Source organism: Duganella sp. Root1480D1, from assembly GCF_001427305.1.
In the GTDB taxonomy this organism is placed as follows: domain Bacteria; phylum Pseudomonadota; class Gammaproteobacteria; order Burkholderiales; family Burkholderiaceae_D; genus Rugamonas.
The window spans coordinates 248,860-273,607 of record NZ_LMFZ01000045.1; the positions used below are offsets into that span (position 1 = coordinate 248,860).

At 62.7% G+C, this 24,748-nt stretch carries 24 protein-coding genes and 1 pseudogene; 6 read left to right on the top strand and 19 right to left on the bottom strand.

The window, feature by feature from the left end; genetic code table 11:
- Positions 1–2: 2 nt before the first annotated feature.
- The 13 genes from ASD58_RS24020 to ASD58_RS24080 are packed head-to-tail and all read right to left on the bottom strand — an operon-like array spanning position 3 to position 11,448.
- Positions 3–560: a DUF3261 domain-containing protein gene (locus ASD58_RS24020; protein ID WP_057263872.1), complete on the bottom strand. Its 558-nt coding sequence runs from the start codon at positions 558–560 to the stop codon at positions 3–5.
- Complete coding sequence (locus ASD58_RS24025) at positions 553–2,904, bottom strand: MMPL family transporter (protein ID WP_057263874.1); 2,352 nt, start codon at positions 2,902–2,904, stop codon at positions 553–555. Before ASD58_RS24025 ends, ASD58_RS24020 begins: the two co-directional genes overlap by 8 nt.
- Complete coding sequence (locus tag ASD58_RS24030) at positions 2,901–3,503, bottom strand: outer membrane lipoprotein carrier protein LolA (protein ID WP_057263876.1); 603 nt, start codon at positions 3,501–3,503, stop codon at positions 2,901–2,903. The genes ASD58_RS24025 and ASD58_RS24030 overlap by 4 nt, the downstream gene beginning before the upstream one ends.
- Positions 3,500–3,931: a thioesterase family protein gene (locus tag ASD58_RS24035; RefSeq protein ID WP_057263878.1), complete on the bottom strand. Its 432-nt coding sequence runs from the start codon at positions 3,929–3,931 to the stop codon at positions 3,500–3,502. The genes ASD58_RS24030 and ASD58_RS24035 overlap by 4 nt, the downstream gene beginning before the upstream one ends.
- Positions 3,924–5,489, bottom strand: coding sequence for a histidine ammonia-lyase (gene hutH, locus ASD58_RS24040; RefSeq protein ID WP_057263880.1), 1,566 nt, complete (start codon positions 5,487–5,489; stop codon positions 3,924–3,926). Before hutH ends, ASD58_RS24035 begins: the two co-directional genes overlap by 8 nt.
- The gene (locus ASD58_RS24045; protein WP_057263882.1) at positions 5,476–6,429 is read right to left on the bottom strand and encodes an acyltransferase; all 954 of its coding nucleotides are present in this window, start codon (positions 6,427–6,429) and stop codon (positions 5,476–5,478) included. The genes hutH and ASD58_RS24045 overlap by 14 nt, the downstream gene beginning before the upstream one ends.
- Positions 6,414–7,163 carry a glycosyltransferase family 2 protein gene (locus ASD58_RS24050; RefSeq protein WP_057263884.1) on the bottom strand — a complete coding sequence of 250 codons (750 nt, stop codon included), beginning with the start codon at positions 7,161–7,163 and terminating at the stop codon, positions 6,414–6,416. The genes ASD58_RS24045 and ASD58_RS24050 overlap by 16 nt, the downstream gene beginning before the upstream one ends.
- Complete coding sequence (locus ASD58_RS24055; RefSeq protein ID WP_057263886.1) at positions 7,156–8,883, bottom strand: AMP-binding protein; 1,728 nt, start codon at positions 8,881–8,883, stop codon at positions 7,156–7,158. The genes ASD58_RS24050 and ASD58_RS24055 overlap by 8 nt, the downstream gene beginning before the upstream one ends.
- Positions 8,876–9,421, bottom strand: a complete 546-nt coding sequence (locus ASD58_RS24060; protein WP_057263887.1) for a hypothetical protein — start codon at positions 9,419–9,421, stop codon at positions 8,876–8,878. The genes ASD58_RS24055 and ASD58_RS24060 overlap by 8 nt, the downstream gene beginning before the upstream one ends.
- 5 nt (positions 9,422–9,426) lie before the next feature.
- Positions 9,427–9,678, bottom strand: a complete 252-nt coding sequence (locus ASD58_RS24065) for an acyl carrier protein (RefSeq protein WP_057263890.1) — start codon at positions 9,676–9,678, stop codon at positions 9,427–9,429.
- Between the two features lie 37 nt (positions 9,679–9,715).
- A complete protein-coding gene (locus tag ASD58_RS24070) occupies positions 9,716–9,970 on the bottom strand; it encodes a phosphopantetheine-binding protein (protein WP_057263891.1) in 255 nt (84 codons plus the stop codon).
- On the bottom strand, positions 9,963–10,724 hold the full coding sequence (locus tag ASD58_RS24075) for a 1-acyl-sn-glycerol-3-phosphate acyltransferase (protein ID WP_057263893.1): 762 nt from the start codon (positions 10,722–10,724) through the stop codon (positions 9,963–9,965). Before ASD58_RS24075 ends, ASD58_RS24070 begins: the two co-directional genes overlap by 8 nt.
- A complete protein-coding gene (locus ASD58_RS24080) occupies positions 10,717–11,448 on the bottom strand; it encodes a beta-ketoacyl synthase chain length factor (RefSeq protein WP_057263895.1) in 732 nt (243 codons plus the stop codon). Before ASD58_RS24080 ends, ASD58_RS24075 begins: the two co-directional genes overlap by 8 nt.
- Before the next feature lie 1,259 nt (positions 11,449–12,707).
- Here ASD58_RS24080 and ASD58_RS32960 point away from each other — a divergent pair.
- Both ASD58_RS32960 and ASD58_RS24090 read left to right on the top strand, forming a co-directional pair.
- Positions 12,708–14,186: pseudogene (locus tag ASD58_RS32960) on the top strand (DNA translocase FtsK); the annotation flags it as partial.
- 83 nt (positions 14,187–14,269) lie between these two features.
- Positions 14,270–14,608 carry a hypothetical protein gene (locus tag ASD58_RS24090; RefSeq protein ID WP_057263899.1) on the top strand — a complete coding sequence of 113 codons (339 nt, stop codon included), beginning with the start codon at positions 14,270–14,272 and terminating at the stop codon, positions 14,606–14,608.
- On the opposite strand, the gene ASD58_RS32670 is transcribed toward ASD58_RS24090, so the two are convergent.
- Together ASD58_RS32670 and ASD58_RS24100 are read right to left on the bottom strand one after the other, a co-directional pair.
- Positions 14,560–16,848 carry a family 43 glycosylhydrolase gene (locus tag ASD58_RS32670; RefSeq protein WP_057263900.1) on the bottom strand — a complete coding sequence of 763 codons (2,289 nt, stop codon included), beginning with the start codon at positions 16,846–16,848 and terminating at the stop codon, positions 14,560–14,562. The genes ASD58_RS24090 and ASD58_RS32670 overlap by 49 nt on opposite strands.
- 156 nt (positions 16,849–17,004) lie before the next feature.
- Positions 17,005–17,916 carry an alpha/beta hydrolase gene (locus tag ASD58_RS24100; RefSeq protein WP_229210087.1) on the bottom strand — a complete coding sequence of 304 codons (912 nt, stop codon included), beginning with the start codon at positions 17,914–17,916 and terminating at the stop codon, positions 17,005–17,007.
- Positions 17,917–17,979: 63 nt separating this feature from the next.
- Between ASD58_RS24100 and ASD58_RS24105 the strand changes: the two genes are divergently transcribed.
- Both ASD58_RS24105 and ASD58_RS24110 read left to right on the top strand, forming a co-directional pair.
- Positions 17,980–18,480, top strand: a complete 501-nt coding sequence (locus ASD58_RS24105) for an arsenate reductase ArsC (RefSeq protein ID WP_057263904.1) — start codon at positions 17,980–17,982, stop codon at positions 18,478–18,480.
- Between the two features lie 21 nt (positions 18,481–18,501).
- Entirely contained in the window at positions 18,502–19,545 is a 1,044-nt protein-coding gene (locus tag ASD58_RS24110; RefSeq protein WP_057263906.1) for a DUF5700 domain-containing putative Zn-dependent protease, read from the top strand.
- Between the two features lie 3 nt (positions 19,546–19,548).
- Here the strand turns inward: ASD58_RS24110 and ASD58_RS24115 are convergent, their stop codons facing one another.
- The 3 genes from ASD58_RS24115 to ASD58_RS24125 all read right to left on the bottom strand — a co-directional run bounded on the left by ASD58_RS24115 (position 19,549) and on the right by ASD58_RS24125 (position 22,490).
- Entirely contained in the window at positions 19,549–20,856 is a 1,308-nt protein-coding gene (locus ASD58_RS24115) for a family 1 glycosylhydrolase (RefSeq protein WP_057263907.1), read from the bottom strand.
- Between the two features lie 84 nt (positions 20,857–20,940).
- Complete coding sequence (locus ASD58_RS24120) at positions 20,941–21,732, bottom strand: SDR family NAD(P)-dependent oxidoreductase (protein ID WP_057263909.1); 792 nt, start codon at positions 21,730–21,732, stop codon at positions 20,941–20,943.
- Positions 21,733–21,851: 119 nt separating this feature from the next.
- Positions 21,852–22,490, bottom strand: coding sequence for an NAD(P)-dependent oxidoreductase (locus ASD58_RS24125; RefSeq protein WP_057263911.1), 639 nt, complete (start codon positions 22,488–22,490; stop codon positions 21,852–21,854).
- A gap of 118 nt (positions 22,491–22,608) precedes the next feature.
- On the opposite strand from ASD58_RS24125, the gene ASD58_RS24130 reads away from it, so the two are divergent.
- Together ASD58_RS24130 and ASD58_RS24135 are read left to right on the top strand one after the other, a co-directional pair.
- Positions 22,609–23,484 carry a LysR substrate-binding domain-containing protein gene (locus ASD58_RS24130; protein ID WP_162253054.1) on the top strand — a complete coding sequence of 292 codons (876 nt, stop codon included), beginning with the start codon at positions 22,609–22,611 and terminating at the stop codon, positions 23,482–23,484.
- Positions 23,485–23,512: 28 nt separating this feature from the next.
- Positions 23,513–23,860, top strand: a complete 348-nt coding sequence (locus ASD58_RS24135; protein ID WP_057264140.1) for a hypothetical protein — start codon at positions 23,513–23,515, stop codon at positions 23,858–23,860.
- A 9-nt stretch (positions 23,861–23,869) separates the two neighbouring features.
- Here the strand turns inward: ASD58_RS24135 and ASD58_RS24140 are convergent, their stop codons facing one another.
- Entirely contained in the window at positions 23,870–24,700 is an 831-nt protein-coding gene (locus ASD58_RS24140) for a MipA/OmpV family protein (protein WP_057263914.1), read from the bottom strand.
- Positions 24,701–24,748 lie beyond the last annotated feature (48 nt).

Below are 24,748 nucleotides of genomic sequence, written 5' to 3' on the forward strand. Positions count from 1 at the left end.
ACTCAGTCCGCATTCGCCGCGAACTGGATCGTCAGCTTATAGTGGTAGCGCAGGTTTTCCAACACCACGGTACCATTCCAGCGCTGCGCGTCGCTGTAAGTAATTTGCATCACAGGCGCCTCGTCCAGGTACAGCGTCCGCAAGCGGCCTTGCTCGGCCACGCGCCAGCCGGCAGGCAAGGCGGCAGCCACGGCGTCGGCCGGCCACAGGGTAAGCTGGATATCTTCCAGCACGTCTTCGGCACGCACCTGGGCCGGCAACATGACGTGGCGCCACGAGCTTAATGCCTTGCCGTCGTAATGCAGCGACAGCACGCGCTGGCCAAATGCCAGCCCGACCACGTCCACCGCCTCCGGTTCCACCTGCAAGGCGACGTCCAGGTCGTCGGTGCGGCCATTGCGTTCCACCTTCAGGTGTTGTTGCACACTCAGCGAAGTGCCAAGCGCCGCCGGCGCCAGTTTCAAGCCGAGGCGGGCAGGCGGCTGCTGTGGCGTGGCGGCGCAAGCTGCCAGCAGCAGTGCGCAAGCGGCAACGGCCAGGCGCGGCATCGCATTAAACATTCTTGATTTCCTTCACAGTACCAAAACATGGGACCAACATCCACACCAGCGAGGTCCCCAGCAGCATCGTCAGGCCAAACGCCTGCAGTGCCGGCGTCGCACTGAGCCCCAGCAGGCCAAACGACAGGATCGTATTGGCCGCCGACATGCCCACCGCCAGCCACGGCGTGCGGTCGCTGCGGTCCGGGTGTTCCTGCATGAAGATGCCATAGTCGACACCGACGCCGAGCAGTAGCATCAGCGCCAGCACGTGGAATAATTGCAGGCTTTGCGAGGCAAAGCCCAGCATGGCCAGCGTGGCGATGCTGGCCAGTGCAGTTGGCGCCAACACGCGCCAGGTGCGGCCGCGATAGCGGTGGAACAGCATGCCGAACACGACAACGTAGGCGCCAAACACCACCCAACCCATGTAAGCGCGGTAGCGGCCCAGCACCGACGAAATCTCGGCGACCTTGTCGACCCATTGCACGCCCTGCACGCCATCGGCCGCCAGCATCACCTGCTTCGCGGCCTTGTTGTCCATGCCGCGCAAGGCCACGATGCTGGCATACACGCCCTTCTGCTCGCCGAGCCACAGATGGCGCCACGGTTCGCTGGCCGGGGAAGCCAGGAATTCGTCCAGCATCAGCGGCTGGCCTGCCGCCAGCAGCCCATTGCGGGTGGCGGCGATCCATTGCCGGTCTTCGCTCGCCTGGGCCGCCAGGCCTTGCAGCGGGCCGTCATCGGCCAGCAGTTTCTGTTCCACCAGCGCACGGCGCGCAGCTTGCGTGCGCGCCGACGGCACCCAGTTCGACATGGCCTGGTAGCCGCCCAGGCGCTGCGCGGCAATATGCCGGTCCAGGCGCGCTTTCAATTCTTCCTCGCGCTGCAGCACCTGTTCCGCCGAATCGCCGCGCACCAGGAAGTACTGCACCGGCGTTGGCGCGTCCAGCAGCTTGCCCAACTTGAGCTGGTCGGCCACCAGGTGCTTCGGTGGATTCTGCAGCAGGCGGATATCGTCGTTGGCGCCGAGGCGGCTGATACCCCAGGCAGCCAGCACGGCAAATACTGCTGCCGCCGCTAACGAGCTGCGGCTGGCGCGCCACAGCGGCCAGCGCTGCAAGGCCGCGCCGTAATGGCGGGCCAGCGCGCCGCTGCGCAAGGTGCGGCCGTTGATTAGCGCCGGGAACCAGCACACCACGGTAAACCAGGCAAACACCAGCCCGAGGGCTGAGAACACCGCCATCTGGCGCAAGCCGGGGAACGGCGTCAGCGCCAGGCCGGTGTATCCGATCACGGCGGCCAGTAATGTCAGGCCGAGGCCCGGCAGCAGGCGCTTGAGCAGCGCCGGGGAATCCAGTTTTTCATCGGCGGCCAGCCGGTTGCACAGGAAGTAGATGCCATAGTCCTGCGCCACGCCAATCAGGCTGGCGCCGAACACCAGCGTCAGCAGGTGGATGCGGCCGAACAGCAGCCAGCACACCGACAACGCACCAAGGCAGCCGATGCCGATCGACAGCAGGATCAGCACGATAGGCTTGAAGGAGCGGAACGAGAACCATGTCAGCAGGATGATGCCGGCCAGGGAGCCGATGCCGATGGTCGACATCTCGCCGCTGGCCTGGGCGCTGGCGTTCGCCGCATGCAGGATGACGCCTGCCTGGATCAACTCCACTTGCGGCGCGGCCTTGCGGGCCGCCGCAGCCGCCTGCTGCAGCAAAGGCAGCACGGTTTCCTGCGCAGTCATCGACAATGCCGGCACTTTCAGCGTCAGCGGCAGCAGCACGTACTGGCGCTGCGCATCGGCGACAAACAGGTGGCCGTCGCGCGGCCGCACCGGCGTTTCCTGCGCGCGCTCCTGCACCCAGCCGGCAAACAGGCCATATGGGTCGTCCTGCCAGGAGCCGAGTTTCGGTCCGCCGAAAGGCGCGTACAGCCTGGCCAGCGCCGACTCCAGCCAGAACTGCGACGGCTGCTCGCGCAGTTGCTGCTCCTGCTGCGCGGTCAGCAGCGCCAGTCGATGGCGCTGGAACAGGCCAAGCCAGTCGTTCTGGGTCTGTTCATTGATCGGGGTCGCTTCGAACAGATCCTTGCGCGTCTCGAGCACGGCCTGGTAGGCATCGGCGGCGCGGCGCGCATCATCCCATTCGGCGGCGCCGGCCAGCACCAGCACGCGCTGCTGCGCCGCATCGACCATATGGCCGAACGAAGCCTGCAGCACCGGGTCGCGCTCCTGCACCGGCAGCAGCGCCATGATGTCGGCATCCGGCACGATGCGCTGGACCAGCCACAGCGTGGCGTTATGGCCCAGCAGCAGGCAGGCCACCAGGGCCCACAGCCACGCGATTTTTCGGGTTTGCGTCAAAACAGCGCCGCCTCTTCCTTGCTCATCGCGGCTTCGCCGGTCTGGATGGCGGAGAACACGATGGTGGTGCGGTCGCCGCTGGCTTCGTTCATCACGATCTGCTTGACGTAGCTGCCGCCTTCCAGCTTGATGGTGCCGATGGCTTTTTCCAGCGCCGCCTGGCGCGGCTTGAGCGCCACGTTCCAGCTATTGGCGTCCACGCTGCCCTCGCCTTCAAACAGCGTATCGAGCTGGCCCAGGTCGCCTGACAGCAGCGAGAACAGCACATTGTTAATCATGCGCACGGTCGGCTCGGTCTTCGCATCCAGTCGCATGGCCACGCGCTCGCCCTGGTAGTTGACGATTTCTTCACGGGTCAGGCGCAGCGTGTTCGGGAACGGCTTCAGGGTGCGCCACAGCACGCCCTTGCCGGCGATGACGCAGAAACGGCCTTCCGATGCCAGCGGTTTTTTCATGCCTGCCAGTTGCTTGGTCTGGTCGAAACGGCCGCACATCACAGCAGGCTTGGCCAGCATTGCCTGGATTTTCGCGCTTGGCACGGCGGCCTGCGCGCTGCCCGCAGCGGCCAGCGCCAGGGCGATTGCAAAGATTTTTTTCATGCTGGTTCAATCCCCAGTTTTTCAAACAGTACCGGCGGCGAGGCGAAGCACATTTCCCTGGTCGCGATGTCGACGGCCACCATGGTGGTGCTGGCGCGGTTCAGGCGCTGGCCGGTTTCCGCGTCGCAGATCAGGTAGTCGATCTTCATGCGGTTTTCCCACTCGACCAGGTCGGCGCGCAGCTTCAGCTTCTGGCCGAAGACCGCCGGGTTGACGTAGCGCAGCTGCATGTCGATCACCGGCCAGGCGTAGCCCGACTCCTTCATCTGCGGGTAGTTGTAATCGATCTTGTCGAGCAAGGCACAGCGCACGATTTCCAGGTACTTGACGTAATTGCCGTGCCAGACGATTTCCATCGGATCCAGGTCGAAAAACTGCACCTGGATCTCCACTTCGGCGAACCAGCGGCTCTGCTTGTGCTTACGCATACAGCTTCCATGCCTTGCTGCGGATGCGCTCCAGCATCAGGCGCAGGTCGGGCTCCAGGCGGCGGTCTTCTTCAACCGGCGCGACGTCGGCGGCCAGCGCTTGCTGCATCGCGGCCAGCGGGCTTTCCGGCAGCACGCCCTGGTGGTCGCGGCAGCGCAGCCACACACCCTGGCGCACGGTGAGCAGCAAGGCTGCCACCACTTGCTCGGTCAGGTCCAATACGCGCAGGCAGTCGCGCGCGGCAATGGTGCCCATGCTGACCTTGTCCTGGTTGTGGCATTCGGTCGAACGCGAGAATACCGACGCCGGCATGGTGGCCTTCAGCGCTTCCGCCGTCCACGCCGAGGCGCTGATCTGCAGTGCTTTCAGGCCATGGTTGATCGGGGCGCGCGCGCCTACCGCGCCGGACAGGTTGGCCGGCAGGCCGTGGTTGTAGCGGGCGTCGACCAGCAGCGCCATCTGGCGGTCCAGCAGGTCGGCCAGGTTGGCCACTGCATTCTTCATGCCGTCCATGGCGAAAGCGATATGGCCGCCGTAGAAATGGCCCCCGTGCAGGATGCGTTCGTTCTCGACGTCCACCAGCGGGTTGTCGTTGGCGCTATTCAGCTCGTTTTCGATCAATTGGCGGAACATCGGCATGGTGTCGGCCAGGACCCCGATCACGTGCGGCGCGCAGCGGATCGAGTAGCGGTCCTGCAAGCGCTTGCCGTTGCGTTCCCACTGGTCGGTCGGCAGGTCGATGCGCAGCCAGGCGGCCACCTGCTGCATGCCCGGATGCGGCTTGGCCGAGAACAGCACCTCGTCGAAATGGTGGGCGTTGCCGTCCATCGCAAACGACGCCATGGCGGTGATGCGGGTGCACAGTTTGGCCAGGTAGTCGGCGCGGTCGTAGGCCAGGCAAGCCAGCGCAGTCATGACGGCGGTGCCGTTCATGATGGCCAGGCCTTCCTTCGGGCGCAGGCGCAGCGGGGTGATGCCGGCTTCCTGCAGCGCCTGGGCGGCAGGCACCTGCTCGCCGTTGCGCCACACTTCGCGCTCGCCGCACAATACGGCGGCCAGGTAGGACAGCGGCGTCAGGTCGCCCGAGGCGCCGACCGAACCTTCGGAAGGGATCAGCGGCAGCAGGCCGGCATCCAGCAGGCGGGTAATCTGCAGCAGCAGTTCAACGCTGACGCCGGAGAAGCCTTTGCTCAGCGAAGCCAGGCGCGAGGCCAGGATGGCGCGCGACTGCGCCGGCGTGAAGTACTCGCCCAGGCCCACGCCGTGATAGGTGTACAGGTGATGCGGCAGGTCCGGCACCAGCTCCGGCGGCACCGTGACGGTGCATGAATCGCCATAGCCGGTGGTCACGCCATAGATGGTGCCGTCCTCGCGCAGCAGGCGGTCAAGGAAGTTGGCGCCGCGCTCAATGGCGGAGCGGAATTCAGGATCGTCCGACAGCACGGCGGCCGCGCGGCCGTGCGCGATATCGACGATGTCTTCAATCGACAGGTTGTCCCGGTCAAAGCGCACGGTGCGCTGTGGGTTGTTCAGTTGGGCGATGTCAGCGAGATGCATCGTTGTGTTCCAGTTCAGGTAAATGCCAGAAATCGTAGAAATTGAACCACTGCAGCGGCGCGCGCAGGGTGTGGTGTTCGAGCCGGCGGGCGTAATCGGCGGCCAGCACTTGTAGTGCGGCTTCGCGCCCCTGGCGCGGGATGCGCACCTGGTCGCGGAAGTGCTCGAAATGCACTTCCGAACGGCTGCCCCGGCGCACCGAGAACAACAGGTAGACCGGGCATTGAAGGATGCTGGCCAGCATATGCGGGCCAATCGGGAACGCGGCCGGGGCGCCGATAAAGTCAGCCACCGCCACGCGAGGATTCAGGGATACCGGAATGCGGTCGCCGGCGATCACCACGAACTCGCCGCGCGCCACACGCTCCGACAGCATCATCGCGGTGGCGGGCGACATCTCGGTCACCTGCAGCAGGTTAAGCTGGCTCTCCGGATTCAGGCGCCCCAGCATGGCGTTGAAGGCTTGCGCATGCTTGGTGTGGACCAGCACCGTCAGCTTGATGTCGTGGCGCTGGCGCGACAGCACGCGGCACAGCTCAAGGTTGCCGAGGTGGGCGCACACCAGCAAGCCGCCGCGTCCCGCCGCCACCGCATCGGTAATCAGTTCGCCGCCATGCAGCTCGACCGAATTGAAGTCGAACAGACCGCCCCACAGCAGCATTTTGTCGAGAATGCTTTCGCCAAAGGCGCTGAAATGGCGCATCACGCCTGCCGGCTCGGTGGAAGTATGGCCTGCGACGCGCTGCAGGTACTCCCGCGAAGCGCGGCGCGGCAGCGGCTTGGCCATCACGTACCACGCCAGCACCGGATACAGGACCAGGCGGAACGGCCAGCGGCCGAACACGCGGAAAATCCAGAACATCAGGCGCATGCCGGCCACGAAGCTTACTTCGTTGATCGATGCCCAGTGCAAGCCGCGCGCGCTCATTGTGCCCGCCATTTCCGCGCCAGCAGTTTTGGGATGCGCGGCAGCATGCCGAAGAACAGCACCGTGTGCATGCGGGTGATCAGCACGTTGTCGCGCCAGACGCGGAAATGCGATACGCCGTCCACCGGATAAGAGACGCGGGTTGCCACGTTCACCACCCTGAGGCCGGCCCAGAACAGGCGCACGATGATGTCGGTGTCGAAATTCATGCGCGAACCGATGGCCTGGCGCGCAGCGAGCGCATTGACCGCCGCCACCGGATAAACCCGGAAGCCGCACATGGAATCCTTGATCTCGAACGACAGCGTATTGATCCAGACCCAGATATGGGTGGCGTAGCGGCCATACAGGCGCGCCTTGGGCACCGATTCGTCGTAGATCGGGTAGCCCGATACCACGGCAGCAGGATGGGCCGCGGCCTGCTCCAGGAATTTCGGCACATCGGCCGTCTGGTGCTGGCCGTCCGCATCGATCTGCACTGCGTGGCTGTAGCCGAGTTGCCCTGCGCGGCGGAAGCCGGACAGCACCGCCACGCCCTTGCCCTGGTTGCGCGGCAGGCGTTCCAGCGCGACGCGTTCGCCGTGCTGCGACGCCAGCGCATCCAGTACGGCGGCGCAGGAAGCGCAACTGCCGTCGTCGACCAGGATCACGGGCACCTCGTGGCGCAGCAAGCCTTCCAGCACAGTGCCGATGGCATGTTCGTGGTTATACACCGGCACCACGATGCAGGGTTTGAAATCAGGCATGGCTGCCTCCCAGCATAATGCGGCCACTCGAATGCTGGCCCATCGTGGAACTGTAGCTGAAACGCAGGCTGTGCTTGGCCGCGTCATATGCCAGTTCCAGGTGCACCGGCTTTTCCGGCGAGATCACCTGCTGGAACTTGAGCTGGTTCAAGCCCTTGAATTGGGGCGGCAGCGGGAAATACTGGCGGCCATAGTGGATGGCCCACTCCACCTGCACCACGCCGGGCAGGATAGGCGCCACATCAAAGTGTCCATCGAAATACAGCAGCCGGGCCGGCGCTGTGATCTCCAGCAGCACGCGCCCTGCTTCGCTTTCCAGTTCGCGTACCAGTGGAAAACGCGGACGCTCGTCGCCCGGCAATGCGAGCAAGGCGGCCAGCGTGAGCTTGCCCTGCGCATTGACCGGCATCTGGTCCAGGTAGCGCCAGCGGCGCGGCAAGGCAACCGCATCCACTACGCCGGCCAATACCGCGCGCAGGCGTGCATTCAGCGCCTGTTTGCCCTGCTGGTCCAGCAAGGCACGGCCCTCTGCGCTTGGCACCACGAAAGCGGCCAGGCGCTGGCGCTCGCCCGGCACGGGATCGCACAGCGCCACGCGCGCTTCGGCAGCCAGCCCGCATGCCAGCAGCGCTGCTTCCATCGCGTCCAGGGAAACGCGCTTCTCTTCAATCTTGACGATGCGGTCGCTGCGGCCTAGCAGACGGAAGCCGCCATCAGTAGCCGCCACACGGTCCGCCAGCGCAAGCCAGTTGTCGTCGGCAAGGTGCGGCGAACGGACTGCCAGGGTGGCGTCTTCCTCATGGACGCGCCACGCCACAGTCGGAAACGGAAGCCACGCGTCGTCGCCAATATCGCGGCGCTGGCGCCAGGCCACGCCGCCGGTTTCGGAACTGCCGTAGACTTCGACCGGCACCTGTCCAAGCAAGGCGCCTGTCGCCAGCGCAGCATCGGCCACCAGCGGGCCGCCCGACGAGAACACGCCGCGCAGCATGGCTGCCGCAGCGCTCCAGTCCAGGTGCACAGGCAGGCGTTTAAGGTGCGCCGGGCTGGCCACCAGCAGGCATGGCCCCGCTGCCATGGCCGGCAGCAGTTCTTCAGGATAGACGATGCTGGCGGCGTGAACTGCGCGCCCGCAAGCCAGCGGCCACAGGACTTTGAACAGCAAGCCGTAGATATGCTGGTGCGACACCGTCGCCAGCACCGCGGCATTGCCGGCGCGCGCGCCGAACAGTTCCTCCAGTGTCGCAACTTCGCTCGCAATCTGCGAGAGCTTTTTTGGAATAGCTTGCGCCGCGCCGGTGCTGCCGGAGGTGAACACGACCAAAGCCGGCATATCCGGGTCGAGCGCGGCAAAGGCCGCTTCCTTGGCCATGGCGCCGGCCGCTGCGGCTTGCAGCGGCGCCAGGCTGGCTGGAAACTCGCCGAGGAAACCATCCACCGCACCGCGCAGTGCTGCGCAACTGGCCGGCAGCGTATCCGCGCTCAGCCAGATGGTCTTGCCCGCGTGCCAGGCGCCCAGCAGCGCCGCGGCAAATTCAATACTATCTTCGAGGAACAGCGCAAAGTTGCTGCCAGCCTGCGCGCGCAGCAAGGCGTGCCAGTCGCGCACACGGGCCAGCAACTGCGCATTGTCGACGCCCTGCCCCGCGCGCCAGCCGGCCAATGCATCGGCCGGGCGCGCCGCAATGGCGGCGTACAGATTTTCGATACGGTCAGACATTATGCAAGCGCTTGAAACGCAGGCGCACCAGATACTCTGCGCCAAACAACAGCGCCATCAGCGCATAGGAAATCACACCGGTGTACAGCGACCACACGGCTTCCGGCGCCCACAGCGCGGTGCCGAAAGCAATCGCGCCGTTGATCACAAAGAACCCGCACCAGACCTGGGTCACCTTGCGCATATAGGCCTGGGCCACCGCCGGGAAATCCTCGCCGCGCAGGCGTGCCATGCGCTCGACGGCCGACATCGGCGTGGTGAGGCTGTAGGCGAAAGCGGCCAGCAGCGCGGCGCTTACCAGCACCGGGTACAGTTTCAACGGCAGCAGCATATTGCTCCAGATGGCCGCCGCCACCAGTACCAGTGCACCCGCTACCGACCAGCGCGCAACGCCGTTCAGCTTCAGCGCCGGCAGCCGCGAGAGGGCCGCCACCAGCAGCAAGCCGGCCAGCCAGCGCGGCTCGATGCGGCCGTGGCCAAACCAGATCGCCAATGGATACAGCAGGGTAATCGCTGCCGCCAGAACACTCATCCTCATCGTACTTACGCAACCTGCTCCGTCTTGCCGGCCAGCGCCTCCACCACGTCACCGATGGTACGGATGGTCTTGAACACTTCCGGTTGCAGGCGTTGGCCGGTGAGCTGTTTCAGCTTCACGGCCAGGTCGACCGCATCAATGCTGTCGATATCCAGGTCTGCGTACAGGTTGGATTCCGCGGTCAGTTCCGACTTGTCCAGTTCAAACATGTCAGCGAGCAGGTCGACCACCCAGGCTTGCAACTGGTCTTTGCTCATTTCTTTCAAATCAATCATCTTTCACCCCTACGTTGTTTTATTTCTGTCTGTGGCTTTCAATCATCGCCGCCAGCGCCTGCACCGAGGCGAAATGGCGGCGGGTCTCCTCCGAATCGGCGGAGAGCGAAATGCCGTATTTCTTCTGCAAGGCGACGCCCAGTTCCAGCGCGTCGATCGAATCCAGGCCCAGGCCTTCGATGAACAGCGGCGCGGCGCTATCAATATCATCCGGTGTGATGTCTTCCAGTTGGAGGGCATCGATGATCAGTTGTTTCACTTCGAGTTCAAGCATTGCTTTGGCACTTTCCGGCAAAATAATTTTGTAAGAAGTCGGTCAATTGGCGCGCTGCCATCACATCGCTGGCGCCCTCCGTAAATCGCGCAACCGCCAAATCATCCTGCACGTCGATCTGGATCAGGAAGCGGCGCGACGGCACGCGCCACCACTTTTCGCCCTTGTGCAGCGTGGGCGGGTCGCATTGCAGCAGTATCGGGGTTATGTCGCGCCCGCCGCGCACGGCAATATTGGCGGCGCCGCGCTTCATGCTGATCACGCCATCCTTCGGCGTGCGCGTCCCTTCCGGGAAAATAATCAGGTTGTTGCCGCGTTCCAGCGAAGCGATGCATTCGTCCACCAGCTCCGCGCCGCCTTCGTTATTGATATAACCCGCCCCCCGCACCGGGCCGCGCGTGAACGGGTTGTTCCACAGCGCGCCTTTGACGATGCAATCGGCGTTCTTCACAAAAGCCATCAGGAACACGGTATCGAGCAGCGTCGGGTGGTTGGCCAGGATCAGCATGCCGCCGCGCTCCAGCTTTTCCAGCCCGCGCACTTCATAGCGCAGCACACCGATCGCCCGCATCATGTCGATGTAGACGCGGAACGCGCCGCGGATCACTGTGCGCGCTGCATTGACGCGGCGCTGCCGGTCCCGTATCGCCAGGTTCATCACCGGGAACACGAAAAGCCCCAGCACGATCCCGCCGACGCCAAAGACCACGAAGCTCAGCCCCGTGACAAAAATCCGCCAATACCGATCAAGCATCACGGCTCCAGATCCAGCGCAAGCGGCCGTCGCAGCGTTCCAGCTTGCGCGCACCGCTGGCGTGGAAAGCCGCCACTTCAAGGCTGCCCGGCATATTTGCCGCAGGCGCCTCTGCGCACTGCTCCCATTCGAGCCGGATCGCATCGTCGCCGGCCGGCGCAATCAGCCATGCCCATGCGTGCGGCTGCTCTTCGCATTCTTCGAACGGCGTAAACAATTCCGGCAGCGGGCAATCGCAGGCCACCAGCAAAACCATCGGTGCCCCATCAGCCAGCAAGCCGCAAGCTTCGATCAGCGCGTGTTCGACCGAGGCGCTGCCCGAGGCCAGCGCAGTGTAATTGGCGCGATCGCTGCGCGCGATGCTGAACAAGCCCGGGATCGCGTTGTGCACCGCCATGCCGAACGCCATTGGCGACAGCGGCTCGCCGCGCGCCAGGTCGGACAGCAATTCAACCGCACGCCCCACGTCGCCATGGCGCGAACAGAAAACGGTTGCAACATCGCTGCGCCCGCCCAGGCAGTCGTAAGCCACTTCCAGCGCCATTTTGCCGAGGAAGCCGGCACGGCGGCGCAGCATGGCCGGCATGGCCTTGACGCCAGGCTCCTCGCCCGCGCGGATCGCAAACGGTGCTTGCGCCCAGGCCTGCCAGGCTTCAGGCGTGATTACGCCCGGCGCCCATGCGGAATGCCTGAGGATTGAAAAACTAATGCCCTGGGTGCGCACTTTGGTGAACTATCGGAAATCTGGAGGAAGCCGGCGATTATAAACGAACAGGCCCCCGCCGGGATATAAACCTTATCCCCGCAGCAACATTTTTTTGCATATTGGCACCGAAAAGCATCAGAACGTCGTTTAAATTCTCTCCAAAACTCACATTTCCCATCTCTTCTTGTCATCATTGCTCGTGATAAACTCCGGGCGAGCTATTTTCAGGAAAGATTTGAATGGCAGTAATGTCGTGGTTTGGCTGGTCTGTGCTGTGGACGCTCCCCCTGGTCTGGCGCCTCGTGAAGGTGTTCCTGCTAAAGAGAACCACCTTGCTTGGACAGGGCTTCATTCGCCTGGTACTGGGCACCCTGCTGATGTTGCTGGCGAATTCCACTGCAGCGGCAATGGGCGGCCGCTCCGGCATTTTCGTGATCCTGGCGATCGGCGCCGTGGCCATCCCATGGATATTCGGCTACCGTGCACTTGAATTCCTGGCCTGGTGCGGCCGGGCCACCCGCCTCATCAAACGGCCCGCCGCGCCAGAGCGGCGAGCGCCAGCCCGCAGCGCGCCCCACGCTGCCGCCCCTGCCAACCCGGCACGCAGCGGTGAGCGCTTCGTGGACAAGCGGCCTGCATGGGAAACTCCTCCTGACGCCGCGCCGGCAAGATTCTTTGGCGCGGATGCCGTGGAAAAGGCGCGCGCCCCGGCGGCACGCCCAAGCGCCGAGTGGGCCGAAGTCGAAAGTTTGCGCGCTACTCCGGCCATGCTGGCCCGCGCCAAAGCCAAGGAGGAAGCCGACGCCCAGGCCCGCCATGCGCAAACAGTCAGGATTGTGAAGTCGCCCCAACCTGCCGCCGAGCCGGTACGGGCCGTGTACGTCCCTGCACCCCAGGCAGCGGCACCAGCCTTCGTTCCGGCGCCCCAAGCGGCTGTGGTGGAAGTGCAGGTCATCCACACCGCGGTTGAAGTGCGCACGATTACCAGCTCCTTGCCTGAACCAGCTTGGATCAACGAAACACCAAGCGTGCCGCTGCCGCCCCTCCCGCTTGCGAAAGCTCCGGTTGAAGTGGAATACACGCCATTTACGCCGGCCCCGAGCCCTGTGCCAACGCTCGAGTGGCAAGAAACCGCGCCGCCTGTCCATATCGAGACGCGGCCAGTCGCCGCTGCCGCCCCGATTTCCGCTGCCCCGCCTCCGGTCGCTCCGGTCGCACCAGCCGTTCCTGTTGCGCCGGTGGCAGAGCCGATCACGCTTCTTGCCCAGCCTGAGGCCGATGTCGAACTGCCCGGCCTGGATTTGCTGGACGCGTATTCGGAAGCGAAGTTCGAGGTCTCCGGCGCCGAACTCGAAGAAACCGGCCGCCTGATCGAGCAGCGCCTGAAGGAATTCAAGGTCCCGGTGACCGTGCTTGGCGCGTCCGCCGGCCCGGTGATCACCCGTTTCGAAATCGAGCCAGCGATTGGCGTGCGAGGCGCTCAGATCGTGGCGCTGGTCAAGGACTTGTCGCGTGCGCTCGCAGTCACTTCAGTGCGAGTGGTCGAAACCATCCCAGGCAAGACCTGCATGGGACTCGAACTACCGAATACCCGGCGCCACATGATCCAGCTTTCCGAAATACTGGCATCGGACGCTTACCGCGCCTCGCGCTCGCAACTGACGCTGGCAATGGGCAAGGACATTACCGGTGCCCCGGTCGTGACCGACCTGGCACGTGCGCCCCACATGCTGGTGGCCGGTACCACTGGCTCCGGCAAGTCGGTGGCAATCAATGCCATGATCGTATCGTTGCTGTACAAGGCCACGCCGACCGACGTGCGCCTGATCATGATCGATCCGAAGATGCTGGAACTGTCCGTCTACGACGGCATTCCGCATTTGCTGGCGCCTGTGGTCACCGACATGAAGCTGGCTGCCAACGCGCTCACGTGGTGCGTGGCCGAGATGGAAAAGCGCTACCGCCTGATGTCCGCCCTCGGCGTGCGCAACCTGGCCGGTTTCAACCAGAAGATCCGCGACGGCAAGGCGGCCGAGAAGTACATCACGAATCCGTTCTCGCTGACCCCGGACGCGCCGGAGCCACTGTCCACGCTGCCGACCATCGTCGTCGTCATCGACGAATTGGCTGACCTGATGATGGTGGCCGGCAAAAAGATCGAGGAGCTGATTGCCCGCCTGGCCCAGAAAGCCCGCGCCGCCGGCATTCACTTGATCCTGGCGACCCAGCGTCCTTCGGTGGACGTGATTACGGGCCTGATCAAGGCGAATATCCCGACCCGCGTCGCGTTCCAGGTTTCTTCCAAAATCGACTCGCGCACCGTGCTTGACCAGATGGGCGCGGAAACCCTGCTGGGCCACGGCGACATGCTGTTCCTGCCGCCCGGCAGCGGCTACCCGCAGCGCGTGCACGGAGCTTTCGTATCCGATGAAGAAGTGCACCGCGTGGTCGATTACCTGAAACAGTTTGGCGAGCCGGAATATGAAGAAGCGATCCTGGCCGGCACCCCGACCGAAGAGCCGGCGCCAGACCTGCTGGGCGACGTCAGCGCGGGCGAAACCGATCCGCTGTACGACGAAGCGGTAGCCTTCGTCATCCGTACCCGCCGCGCGTCGATCTCATCTATCCAGCGCCAATTGCGGATCGGTTACAACCGCGCCGCCCGCATGGTGGAAGACATGGAAGCTGCCGGCATCCTGTCATCGATGTCGACCAATGGCAGCCGCGAAATCCTGGTCCCTGTCGCATCGGATTGAGCGTCGTGTCAACGGTGCGTCCCCGATATCAGGCGGGGACTAAGATCGAGGCATCAAGGTTTTGCTGACTTCAAGGAGGCGGTATGGAGCGATTCCTGATCGTCTATCGTGGCGCGCCGGATGGCACGGCCGAGGCACGCCAGCACGTTCCGCAGCGCTGGGCCAGCTGGTTCGACTCACTCGGCGCGCGCCTGCTGGACCGCGGCAGCCTGAGTCACGCCAGCGTTGACATCGACACCCGGCTGGCCGGCCCCAAATCGTCCAGCAGCTCGCTCGCCGGCTACTCCGTGCTGGCAGCGACGGACTTCAACGAAGCCGTCGCCCTGGCCGAACAGTGCCCGATTTTCGACGAACACGGATCGCTCGAAATCGCTCACCTGGCCAGGCTGGCGACTTCGGAATCGGTCAACGCCGCACCGTAGATGCGCAAATCGTCCATCGACCCTTTATAGGGCGCATCCCACCAGTTGACGCCCAGCGCAAAGACTGCATTGGCCGTGGTGAACACGTTCGGGAAATTCACACCGCTGAAGCGCTTCGCCCCGTTGACGTACACGTTGAGCGTACCATTCTTGACCGTGAACGCCACGTGCGACCACTGCCCGCTTGGGATGTTCATGCCCAGTCCCGCGTCATACCATGCCGTTCCCGACCACAGCATGCTGGCGCCGCCGACAAAGTCATGTCCCTTTGGCAGGAAACTGATCCAGGAATCGCCAGTGCGCGCGCCAAAGAAAGTGGTCGAGAAGGCAGTCAGCTGTGCAGGCTTGAGCCACATCGCGACCGTATAACTGTTGCTCGAGATCAGCCCATCCGGCAGCCTCACACCTGTCGCGCCGTTGAAGACGGCCGCACTGCCCTTCACGCCCGCTTCATAAGACATGCTGCCACCGGCAACATCGATCTTGCTGCCGACAACCATGCCGGCCCCGTAAGCGCCGGTGGAATCGGCGAGACTGCCGTCAAACGTATAGTGTGCAACCATGCCGCCCAGCTTGCGGACTGTGACGACAAAGGTCTTGACGGCCCGCGCATGCCCCTTGGTGATGGTAGCGGTCAGCGTAACGCTCACGTCGTTGGCTGGACTGGTTACCTGCCCGGTATTGCTTAACACCGAGGGATTGGACGACGCCCACGAGATCACTGAATCACGCGCCGCACTGGTCGGCAGCACGATATCGCCGGTCACCGCATTGGTATTGCCCAGGCTGAGTTCACTATAGACTGCCTGTACTACCTGCATGTCGCTGCGAAGCGGAAGCCGGCTGCCCATGACCGAGATCCCGTCACGCGAGGTCGCGGTGAACGTCATCACATAGCTCCTGGACGTTTCATCCCACTGGTTCAGGAACACGCCCTTGAAGGGCGGCGAACCGGCCAGGTTGATCTCGGCCTGGTTATTCCCCACCAGCGCCCAGGTTCCGGATGCCGCCCCGCCGATCGTACCGTTCGCATTCAGGGTGAGCAGCTTCGACTTCTTGATGGCAGCCGAAATATCCTTGCCATGATTGACGAACATGTAGTCGCCGAACACGAAACCGCGCGGCACCGCGGCCAGCGTTTCGTTCGTATTGCGATACGGCGCCACCACCGGCCATCCGTCCGCATTCATGAACATCTGGTGCACGCGCACCTCATGCTGCTCGCCGCGCTCAGGGAAGCGGCTGTGGAAAATCAGGAAATGCCTGCGCGTAGCCGGATCGTAATACGCCGAATTGTGGCCTGCCGAGACGTAGCCGGTTCCAATCCCGGTTCCCGCCTCGCCGATCTTGCGCTCGAACAGGAAATTGCCCATGATTTTCACGCCATAAGGCGCAATCGACGCGTCGTCAAACAGCGGCTTCGCCGGATCCGCCTTGACGTTCGCCATGTTCACGCCCTGCGCATCGACATACGGGCCATCGGGCGATGTGGATCGCGCCACCCGCATGTTATAGCCACCCGCGGCATCCAGACCGCCAAAGGAAGTGAACAGATAGTAGTACTGTGTGACGGGGCTGTACATCACATACGCGCCCTCGATCCGGCTATGGTTGCCGCCCATCAGGCGCTTGCCATAGCCCTGCCCCGGCAGAGGCATGCCGTTCACAGGATTCATCTGCATGATGAAAATGCCGCCTGAGTATGAGCCATAGACCATCCACAAGCGCCCGCCATTATCGAAAAACACGTTCGGATCGACGGTATTCGGATGTTTCAAGGCGTCGTAGATGGTGCCGTCGTAGCTGGCTTGCCCCCACATACCCGACTTCAGGATGATGCCCTTGTTCACGTAAGGGCCCTCGATGTTGTCGGCAACCGCAATACCGAGCGCCGAGCGCGGCGAATCGCCCTTGCAGGCGTTGTAATACATGTAGTACTTGCCATCGGCGAGACGGATCACGTCCGGTGCCCACAAGGTATTGGTTTGCGCCCAGTTGAACGTTTCGGCCAGTTCCGTAAAGACGTTGCTTGAACCGTTCAGGAACAATTTATTGGTCGCGCTGACGGAAGTTGTAATCTGGTTCCAGTTCATCAGGTCCGTCGATTTGGCCGACGCCAGGTGGGATCCGAATACATAGAAAGTGCCGCCCGTCCTGATCACGGAAGGATCGTGCACCGAGGCGTTCTGGAAGGTCAGCGGCGCATAGGGTGCTTCGGCCGTGGCATTGAGGGACAGCATGGAGGAGGCCAATACAGCAGCAGCCCCACATCGCGAGAAGGGTTTGGTCACGTTCGTCTCCAATTATGTTTTTACGCAAGTTAGCGCGCTGAAATTGGAGTGTCCAATGACCTTTTCTGTCCTTGCGATAGCGAAACCGGCATCAAGGGCGGCAAATCAACCCAGATGAGAGCGGAGGAATGTACACCCTTCGTCCAGCGCCAAAGCGCCTTCCGGGAAGTGCTCCGCATCCTTATAAAATTGGATGAAGCCATGTTGCTGGCCTTCATAAACCCTGGCCACGGCATCGACGCCAGCCTCCTTCAGGGCCTTTGCATAAGCCACACCCTCGTCGCGAAGCGGATCGTGTTCGCCGACCTGCACCAAAGCAGCGGGAAGCCCCTCATGCCGAGCTCCAAGCGGTGCAGCCAGCGGGATGTCAGGATCGATCCCCTGCGGCACATAGGCAGCGATCACTTTGGCATTCATGGCGCGGGTAGGGAAATTCTTTTCGCCGAATTCACGCCACGAGGCGCTCTCCATCCTGTTGTCCAGCGGTGGATACATCAGCCACTGCGCGGCGATCCCCGGGCCATGCCGATCGCGGGCCAGGATGGACGCCGCGGCCGCCAGATTGCCGCCGGCGCTATCGCCACAGACTGCGATCTGTCGAGGGTCGCCTCCGATCAGCGCACCTGCGTTTGCCATCCATTCCAACACTGCATAGACATCATCCAGGCCGGCTGGAAACGGATGTTCAGGCGCCAGGCGATAATCAACAGCGAAGACAAGCGCGCCGGTTTTATTTGCAATTGCGCGCGCCAGGACGTCATGGGTATCGAGATCGCCAGCGACAAAGCCGCCGCCGTGGACAAAGAGAATCATTGCCAGCGCAGCCAGGCCAGTCGTTTTCGGAACATAAAGACGGGTTGGGATGAAGCGATCCGGCTCTTTCGCCACAATGTGCAGCAATCGCACTTCCGCAACGGGATCAGGTGACCCGGCAGCCGGAGTCTTCGCCCGGTAATTCCCGCGCATTTCCTCGGCAAACTTTGCAAGCTCAGCATCAGGTAGGACTAGCCTTTGCATGGATCGCTCCCCGGCAGATGTCATGAAACTGTAACTTTGCTTCGCTATGATCCGATATTTTGCATGATCAAGCGAACTTACAACGTACTGTTCCTCAGCACACAAAACACTGCCCGCAGCATCATGGCCGAGGCGATGTTGAATGCCGTCAGCGGTGGCCGTTTCCAGGCATTCAGTGCTGGCACCCAGCCTGCCGGCAAGCTGAATCTCTTCGCCGTGGAACAGATCAGGGCCCTTGACGACACACTGGCTGGCTTGCGCAGCAAATCCCTGGAAGAATTTTCTGCGCCCGGATCACCGGAAATGGATTTCCTCATCACCGTATCCGATATGGCATCCGGCGAAGCGTGCCCGAACTGGCCCGGCCAACCCGCCACGGCGCACTGGAACTTCCGCGATCCTGCCGCGGCCCAGGGATCGATGGAGGAGATCCGCCAGGAGTTTTTTACAGTCTGCCGCGAGATCAAGACCCGCCTGGAAATCTTCCGCAACCTGCCAGAGGAGGCCCTTGACAAAATGGCATTGCAACGCAAAATAGCGAGAATTGCTGGCGTCCAGCTATAACCTTTGCTTAAAGACCAATCGATGCTCTTTCAATTACGTGCCCTCGCCGCTTCCGTCTCGCTGCTCTGCTTGGGAGCTGCCCAAGCCGGCGGTCTCGAATTCCGTTTCAATGACGCGCCGGCACGCCTGTACAGCGCTGCCGTTAAAAAAGGCGAGATCGATGCTGCCACTGCCGAATCGATTCGCCGCCTGCCCGAAACAGCGGCGATGGTGCGCAAAATGAGGTTGAAAGATGCTGATGCGTTCATCGAGTATTTGCGCGGCATGGGCCGCGATGCCAGGCAAGTCGAACTCGCGTCCCAGTTGCAGGCTGAATTCGCGAACGAAAAGGACGGGAAGTTTGCCGTGGCGGCCGCCGAGACCACGCGACAGCTGAAGGCCTACCTGCCGCCTGAGTTCTCGGCCAAGCTGACCGTGCACTTCCTCTTTGGCGGTAACGCTATGGGCTTTGCATTTGACGACATGCACGACGACGTTTACGTCAACCTGGCTCGCTTCACGCAGGCAACGGCTGAAGAGCTGGCCGAGGTGGTATCCCACGAGCTGTTCCACGCGGTGCAGTCGCATGTGATGACGGCCCCGCCGCGGCCGCCTGCCGGCATGGCCCAAGCAGCCACGGGCAAGGTCTGGATGAACCGCTTGCTGTACGACCTGGTGCAGGAGGCGACCGCCGAACTGTTTTCGCATCCGATTGCCGACCGCCCTGTCACGCCGTTTTCCAAGCGCGGCAAGGAACGCATCGCACGCAATCTCGGCCGCATCAAGAACATCGCGGCCCTGATGGAAACCAGCAGCTTGCGCCTGCTTCTGGCTCCGCCGCGCGACGAGGACCACTACGACCGCGTTTACGGCATTCTTTTCTACGGCGATTTCGACGACATGGGTTACGACATGGGCTGGGTGATGGCCAATGCGATCGAGCGCAAGGACGGCAAACAAGCCATCTACCGCTTGCTGCAAGGCGAGCCGAAACAATTCGTCCTGCGCTACCAGCAAATCGCAGAAAGCGATCCTGCCCTGTTCCGGTTTAACGAAGACTTCCTGGCCGCTGTACGGGCCCTCTAGCATTCACTCGGTATTGGTAGGCGCAGCAGTCGCTTCGCTGCTGGGCTGCTGCACGCTTGCCCGGGACGTGTCCCGGCCCGAACTACATTCATCGTCCAGCGGCAGCACAATCGGCACGCGCAGGCAGATGCTCTGCGTAGGCAGCACTTCGCACCAGTCCCGGATCAGGTCGCGATAAGCGGTGCCGACGGCGCGTATATTGCGATTCAGGTCGAACAGGCCGAGTGGATTGACCGTGCCGCGGTTCTCACGCAGGGCGACATCCCAATCGACCTGGTCGATCAGCGAATACCAGGTGAACCCGACGATGGGCACGCCATTATTGCGCACCCTCAGCACATTCGCCCATTCCTTGCGCAACCAGCGCACCGCTTCGTCGCCGCCCGGACCTTCCATCAGGTTGGTCTCGGTATGCATGACCGGCAGCCGGTAGCGGTTGTAGTACTGGTGGGTAATTACCGCATAGCCAAAGATCTCGCCCGATGCGCGTGTTGCGCCATCCGCACTGACGTGGTGCTCGTTGGTCATATAGTAGTCATTGCCCATGATGCACTGGTGCTTCAGGTTGTTGTCGAGGAAAAAATGGTACTCCTCGCGCGTCATGCCGTTATCCAGCAAGTACTCATACAACTCGGAATCGACCCGGCGGCCATAATTCAGGTCCAGCGACAGGAAACGACGGGCGTTACGAAATTCCGATTGGGCAATAGCGGCCGGATTCTCGGGGTGGAAATATTCGCTTGATTCACTCTGCACGAACAAGGCGTCGGGCCTTACCTTGAGGATTTCGCGCATCGCCAGGATATTGGCCTTGACGATATTCTTGATGGCAGTGACAAACGCAAAGTCCGAAGCCAGCTGCTCGTTCCACCAGCCATACATGGCCGAAAACAAGGCGCAGATCTGCATCTCATTGACCGGCGTAAAGACCTGCACCCAAGGATAACGTTCGGCAAAGGCGCGCGCGTACTTCGCAAACTCGGCAGGAAAGTCGGGATTCTGGAAATTGCCGATCCAGTCCGGCACGCCGAAATGGCACAGGTCGGCCATCACAACGATGTTCCTTCGCCTCAATTCACGAAAAGTCTCGTCGGCAAATGACCAGTCATATTTGCCAGGCCCTGTCCAGGCCAGGTGCAGCGGCGCGCCATAGCGCAAGGCGCGTATGCCGAGCCGCTCGACCAGGTCAAAGTCGGTGCGCCAGTACTTGTAATGGCCGCACTTGTCCATTTCATCCATCCGCAGGCGGCCATTCTGGATGGTCGGAATGCTGTTCTCGATCCCGGTTGCAAAAATGAATCCGTTATACATGGCGGCACCTGAAAACGATATCGCCAAACGATACCGCTTTCCCGCCAGCCGCCTCGCTCGCTTGCCGCCCGGAAGGCCTGCGCTTTAGAAAGCGCTCTTGACCACGCCACCGTCGACGCGCAGCGCTGCGCCGGTAGTGGCGGAAGAGCGCGGGCTCGCCACATAAGCCACCAGCGAAGCCACCTCCTGCGGGCTGGCGAAACGCTTGATCAACGAGGTCGGCCGCACATGATCGAAGAACTCCGCTTCAACCTGCTCGAAGCTCTTTTCGGCCGAGCGCGCCATGCCTTCGACAAAGTCGCCAACGCCGCGCGATTTTGTTGGCCCTGGCAAGATGCTGTTGACGGTGATGCCCGTTCCTGCCACCGATTCGGCCAGTCCGCGCGACACTGCAAGCTGGGCGGTTTTGGTCATGCCATAGTGGATCATCTCGGTCGGGATCTGCACCCCGCTTTCGCTGGAGATGAAAATAATGCGCCCCCAGTTGGCCCGCTTCATCGCCGGCAGCACCAGGCGCGAAAGGCGCACGCCACTCAGCACATTCACGTCGAAGAAGCGCAGCCAGTCTGCGTCGGGAATGTCCTCAAAGGCTTTGGCCTCAAAGATGCCGAGGTTGTTGACCAGGATGCTGATACCCTCGTGGCGCCGCACTACTTCCTGCGCGGCATCGGCTTGGGAGAGATCGCCGGCAAAGCCCAGGACCGTACCGTGCGTTTCCGTCCGTATGCGTTCCATCGCTTCATCAACCCCAGCCTGCGTCCTGCCGTTGACGATGACGCTCGCGCCTTCCTGCGCCAGCAGGTGTGCGATGGCATAACCGATGCCCGCCGTACTACCGCTTACCAAAGCCAACTTGCCCTTGAGTTGCAGATCCATAGTGATCCTCCTTTAGTTTTCCCAATAGTCACGGCGCAACGCGATCAGCACCTCACGAATGCAGTCGCAAGCGGCGAGACTCTTCAGGATATAGCGGCGCACTCCAGACTTCAATGCACTTAATAGACGACGCTGAAGCGCTGGCGCGTATGGGATGGCTGCTCCAGTTCATCCAGCATCGCCACGGCATAGTCCTGCACCGAAATGCGGCTCTCGCCCTGTGCATCCTTCAAAAGCTGGTCGCCGCCAATGCGGAACTTGCCTGTGCGCTGGCCCGGTTCGATCAAGGCCGCTGGGCTCAGGAAAGTCCAATCCAGTTCGTGCTCCTTGCGCAGTTTCTCCAGTGTGTCGCGCGCACCCAGTGCGGACGCTTTCCACTGCTCAGGAAACTGCGGAGTATCGACAGCCTGCACGCCGGGCGCCACTTCCAGGCTGCCCGCGCCGCCAACCGCCAGCAGGCGCGGCACGCCGGCCTGCCTGGTCGCGCCGATGATGGCATCCACACCGCGGCCATAGTATTCACGAACGTCTTGCTGGGCATGGCCGCTGAACGCGCTGATGACAGCCTCGTGGCCGGCAAGCTGGCTGGCCAGTGTGTGCTGGTCCATCACATCGGTGCCGACCACTGTCAGGCCCGGCTGGGGCGCCAGGCGTTCCGGGCGGCTGACCAGGGCGGTGACCTGGTGGCCACGCGAAAGTGCCTCAGCCAGCAGGCCATTACCGATAAACCCAGTAGCACCGATTAATGCGATTTTCATGGAGAACTCCTGATTGATTGACGATGAATTCAGTATGCAGGCTTTACGATCCCGCGATAAGCAGGCAAACTCGACAATCACTATGAAGCCACACTTAACAATCGACCGTCTGAAACGCATGGCCATCTTTTCCCGCGTGGTGGAAAGCGGCTCCATGAGCGCAGCCGCCCGCGAACTGGCAATGACCACCTCTGCGGTCAGCCAGCAAATCCGGCAACTGGAAGCGGAGACCGGCCTGGCCCTGCTGCACCGCTCGACCCGCAGCCTGAGTACTACCGTGGCCGGCCAGACCTACTATGAGGATTGCGCCATCATGCTGCACGCGGCCCAGGCGGCCGAGCAGCGCCTGTCCGACTTGCGCGATGAGCCCCGTGGCGAACTGCGGGTGGCCTTTCCGGTTGGCTTCAGCGCGCACCTGGCAGCGGCCCTGGCGCCTCTGCTGCGCGCCCATCCGCTGCTCTCGCTGCGCCTGTTCGCCGAAGACCGCCGTGTCGACCTGATTGCCGAACGCATTGACCTGGCCATTCGCGTCGGCGCATTGGCCGATTCCACGCTGGTGGCGCGCCGCCTGACCGAGTGGCGCCATGTGCTGCTCGCGGCGAGCGCGTTCGCGCAGGAGCATGGCTTGCCGCAGTCGCCAGGGGAGTTGGCCAGGTTCCCGGTGCTCAACCTGAGCGTCGTGAACCAGGCTGAATTCATCGAGTTGTATCGAGCGGGCGAGCCAGCCCATCGCGTCCGCGTCAACGGGCCTGTAGCGGGGAACAGCTTTATTGCGCTCCAGCACATCATGCTGCAGGGTGCCGGCATCATGCGCATGCCAGGGCCGGATGCCACGCCCCTGATCGAAGCAGGATTGGCCGTGCCGGTGCTGCCGGAATGGTCGATGGCGCCAGTGGGCGTCTATGCGGTGACGGTGCAGCGCGACTCGCAGCCCGCCAAGGTAAGGCTGGCCATTGCTGCTCTACGGGAGTACCTGGAAAAGATGCCGTCTTAGTGCGGACCAAATGGTGTATGCTGCCGGCATGACTCAAGACACCGATATCCAGCTCAGCGGGCCCTTCAAGGCCGTCGACGGCGGCGGCCGCACCGTCGACATCAAATCCGTCCGTATCTTCGATGAAGGCTACGGCGTCATCGACCTGTACGTCGATCTGGCAGCCCCGGCCACCGACGGCTTGCACAAGGATCAGAAACTGATCGCAGAAATTGGCGCACGCCTGCGCGCCATGGGTTACAGCGGCCCCGACCTGACACCGGGCGATCCGGTGATCCAGGAAAAGCGCCTGATCGTGCTCGATACGCCCGACGAATTCCTGCCCTTCGCAGTGCGCAAGGGCTTCAAGGATCTCACCTCGGAGTTCGACGAGTAAGCCTGCCGCTTAGTCCCAGGCCCGGGCCTGCGAACGGTAGGCCGTCCACGTGAAGCCAACGCCGATCGACAGTCCACTATTCTTACGGAACAGGGGGCTTTCGCGGTTGGCCGCGTGGGTGTAATTGTCGTAGCGGGTGAAACCGAATACGCGCCAGTCGCGCGTCAACTCGTGCGACAGGCTGGCACCGAAGCGCGTCATCATCAAACCGGCTTTCGCTTCATAGGCGGGCCGCGACGCCGTCACGTATTGCGGTGCCACTTCGTAAAAGTACTGGTTCAGGCGAGCATTGCCAAACACCATGCCGATATTGGCATCGGCCTGCCATTGCTGGTTGCTGCCGCTGGTTTCGAACACGAGGCGCGGCTCAAACACCAGGCCCTGGCGGCGAAATCCATTGCCGACTTCGAGTGGCGTGCGGAGCGGCAGCTCCAGCCTTACGCGATTGGGGGCCGATGGCTCCGACAGCAGGACTTTCAGGCGCGGGCCAAATTCCAGCAGCGAATTCAAGTCCGGCATGCCGGTGCGCGCTGGCACATCGTCGGAGCGGGCCGGCAGCGACATTTGAAATCCGAGATCCAGGTCCACGCGATCAGTGTCGAACAAGCGCGCGCTCACGCCGGACCGATCCGCGCGCAGCACCTTGCCGCGATAGATCAGCATCGGCAGCACCAGGCCGCGGGTCGAGCGGTCGGCGGAACCGGGATATGCGGGTGTCGAGGCGGCGCCGCCAAACAGGCCGAACTCCCACAACGGCAAGTCGGGATCCGGTGTTGGCGCTGCGCTGGCCGGCAAAGCCAGTGCCAGCATGGCGATGCCAGTCCACATTCGCTGCTTCATATTCAATGCTCCAGAATTAGACGGTCAAAAGGCGTTGATGATACATCC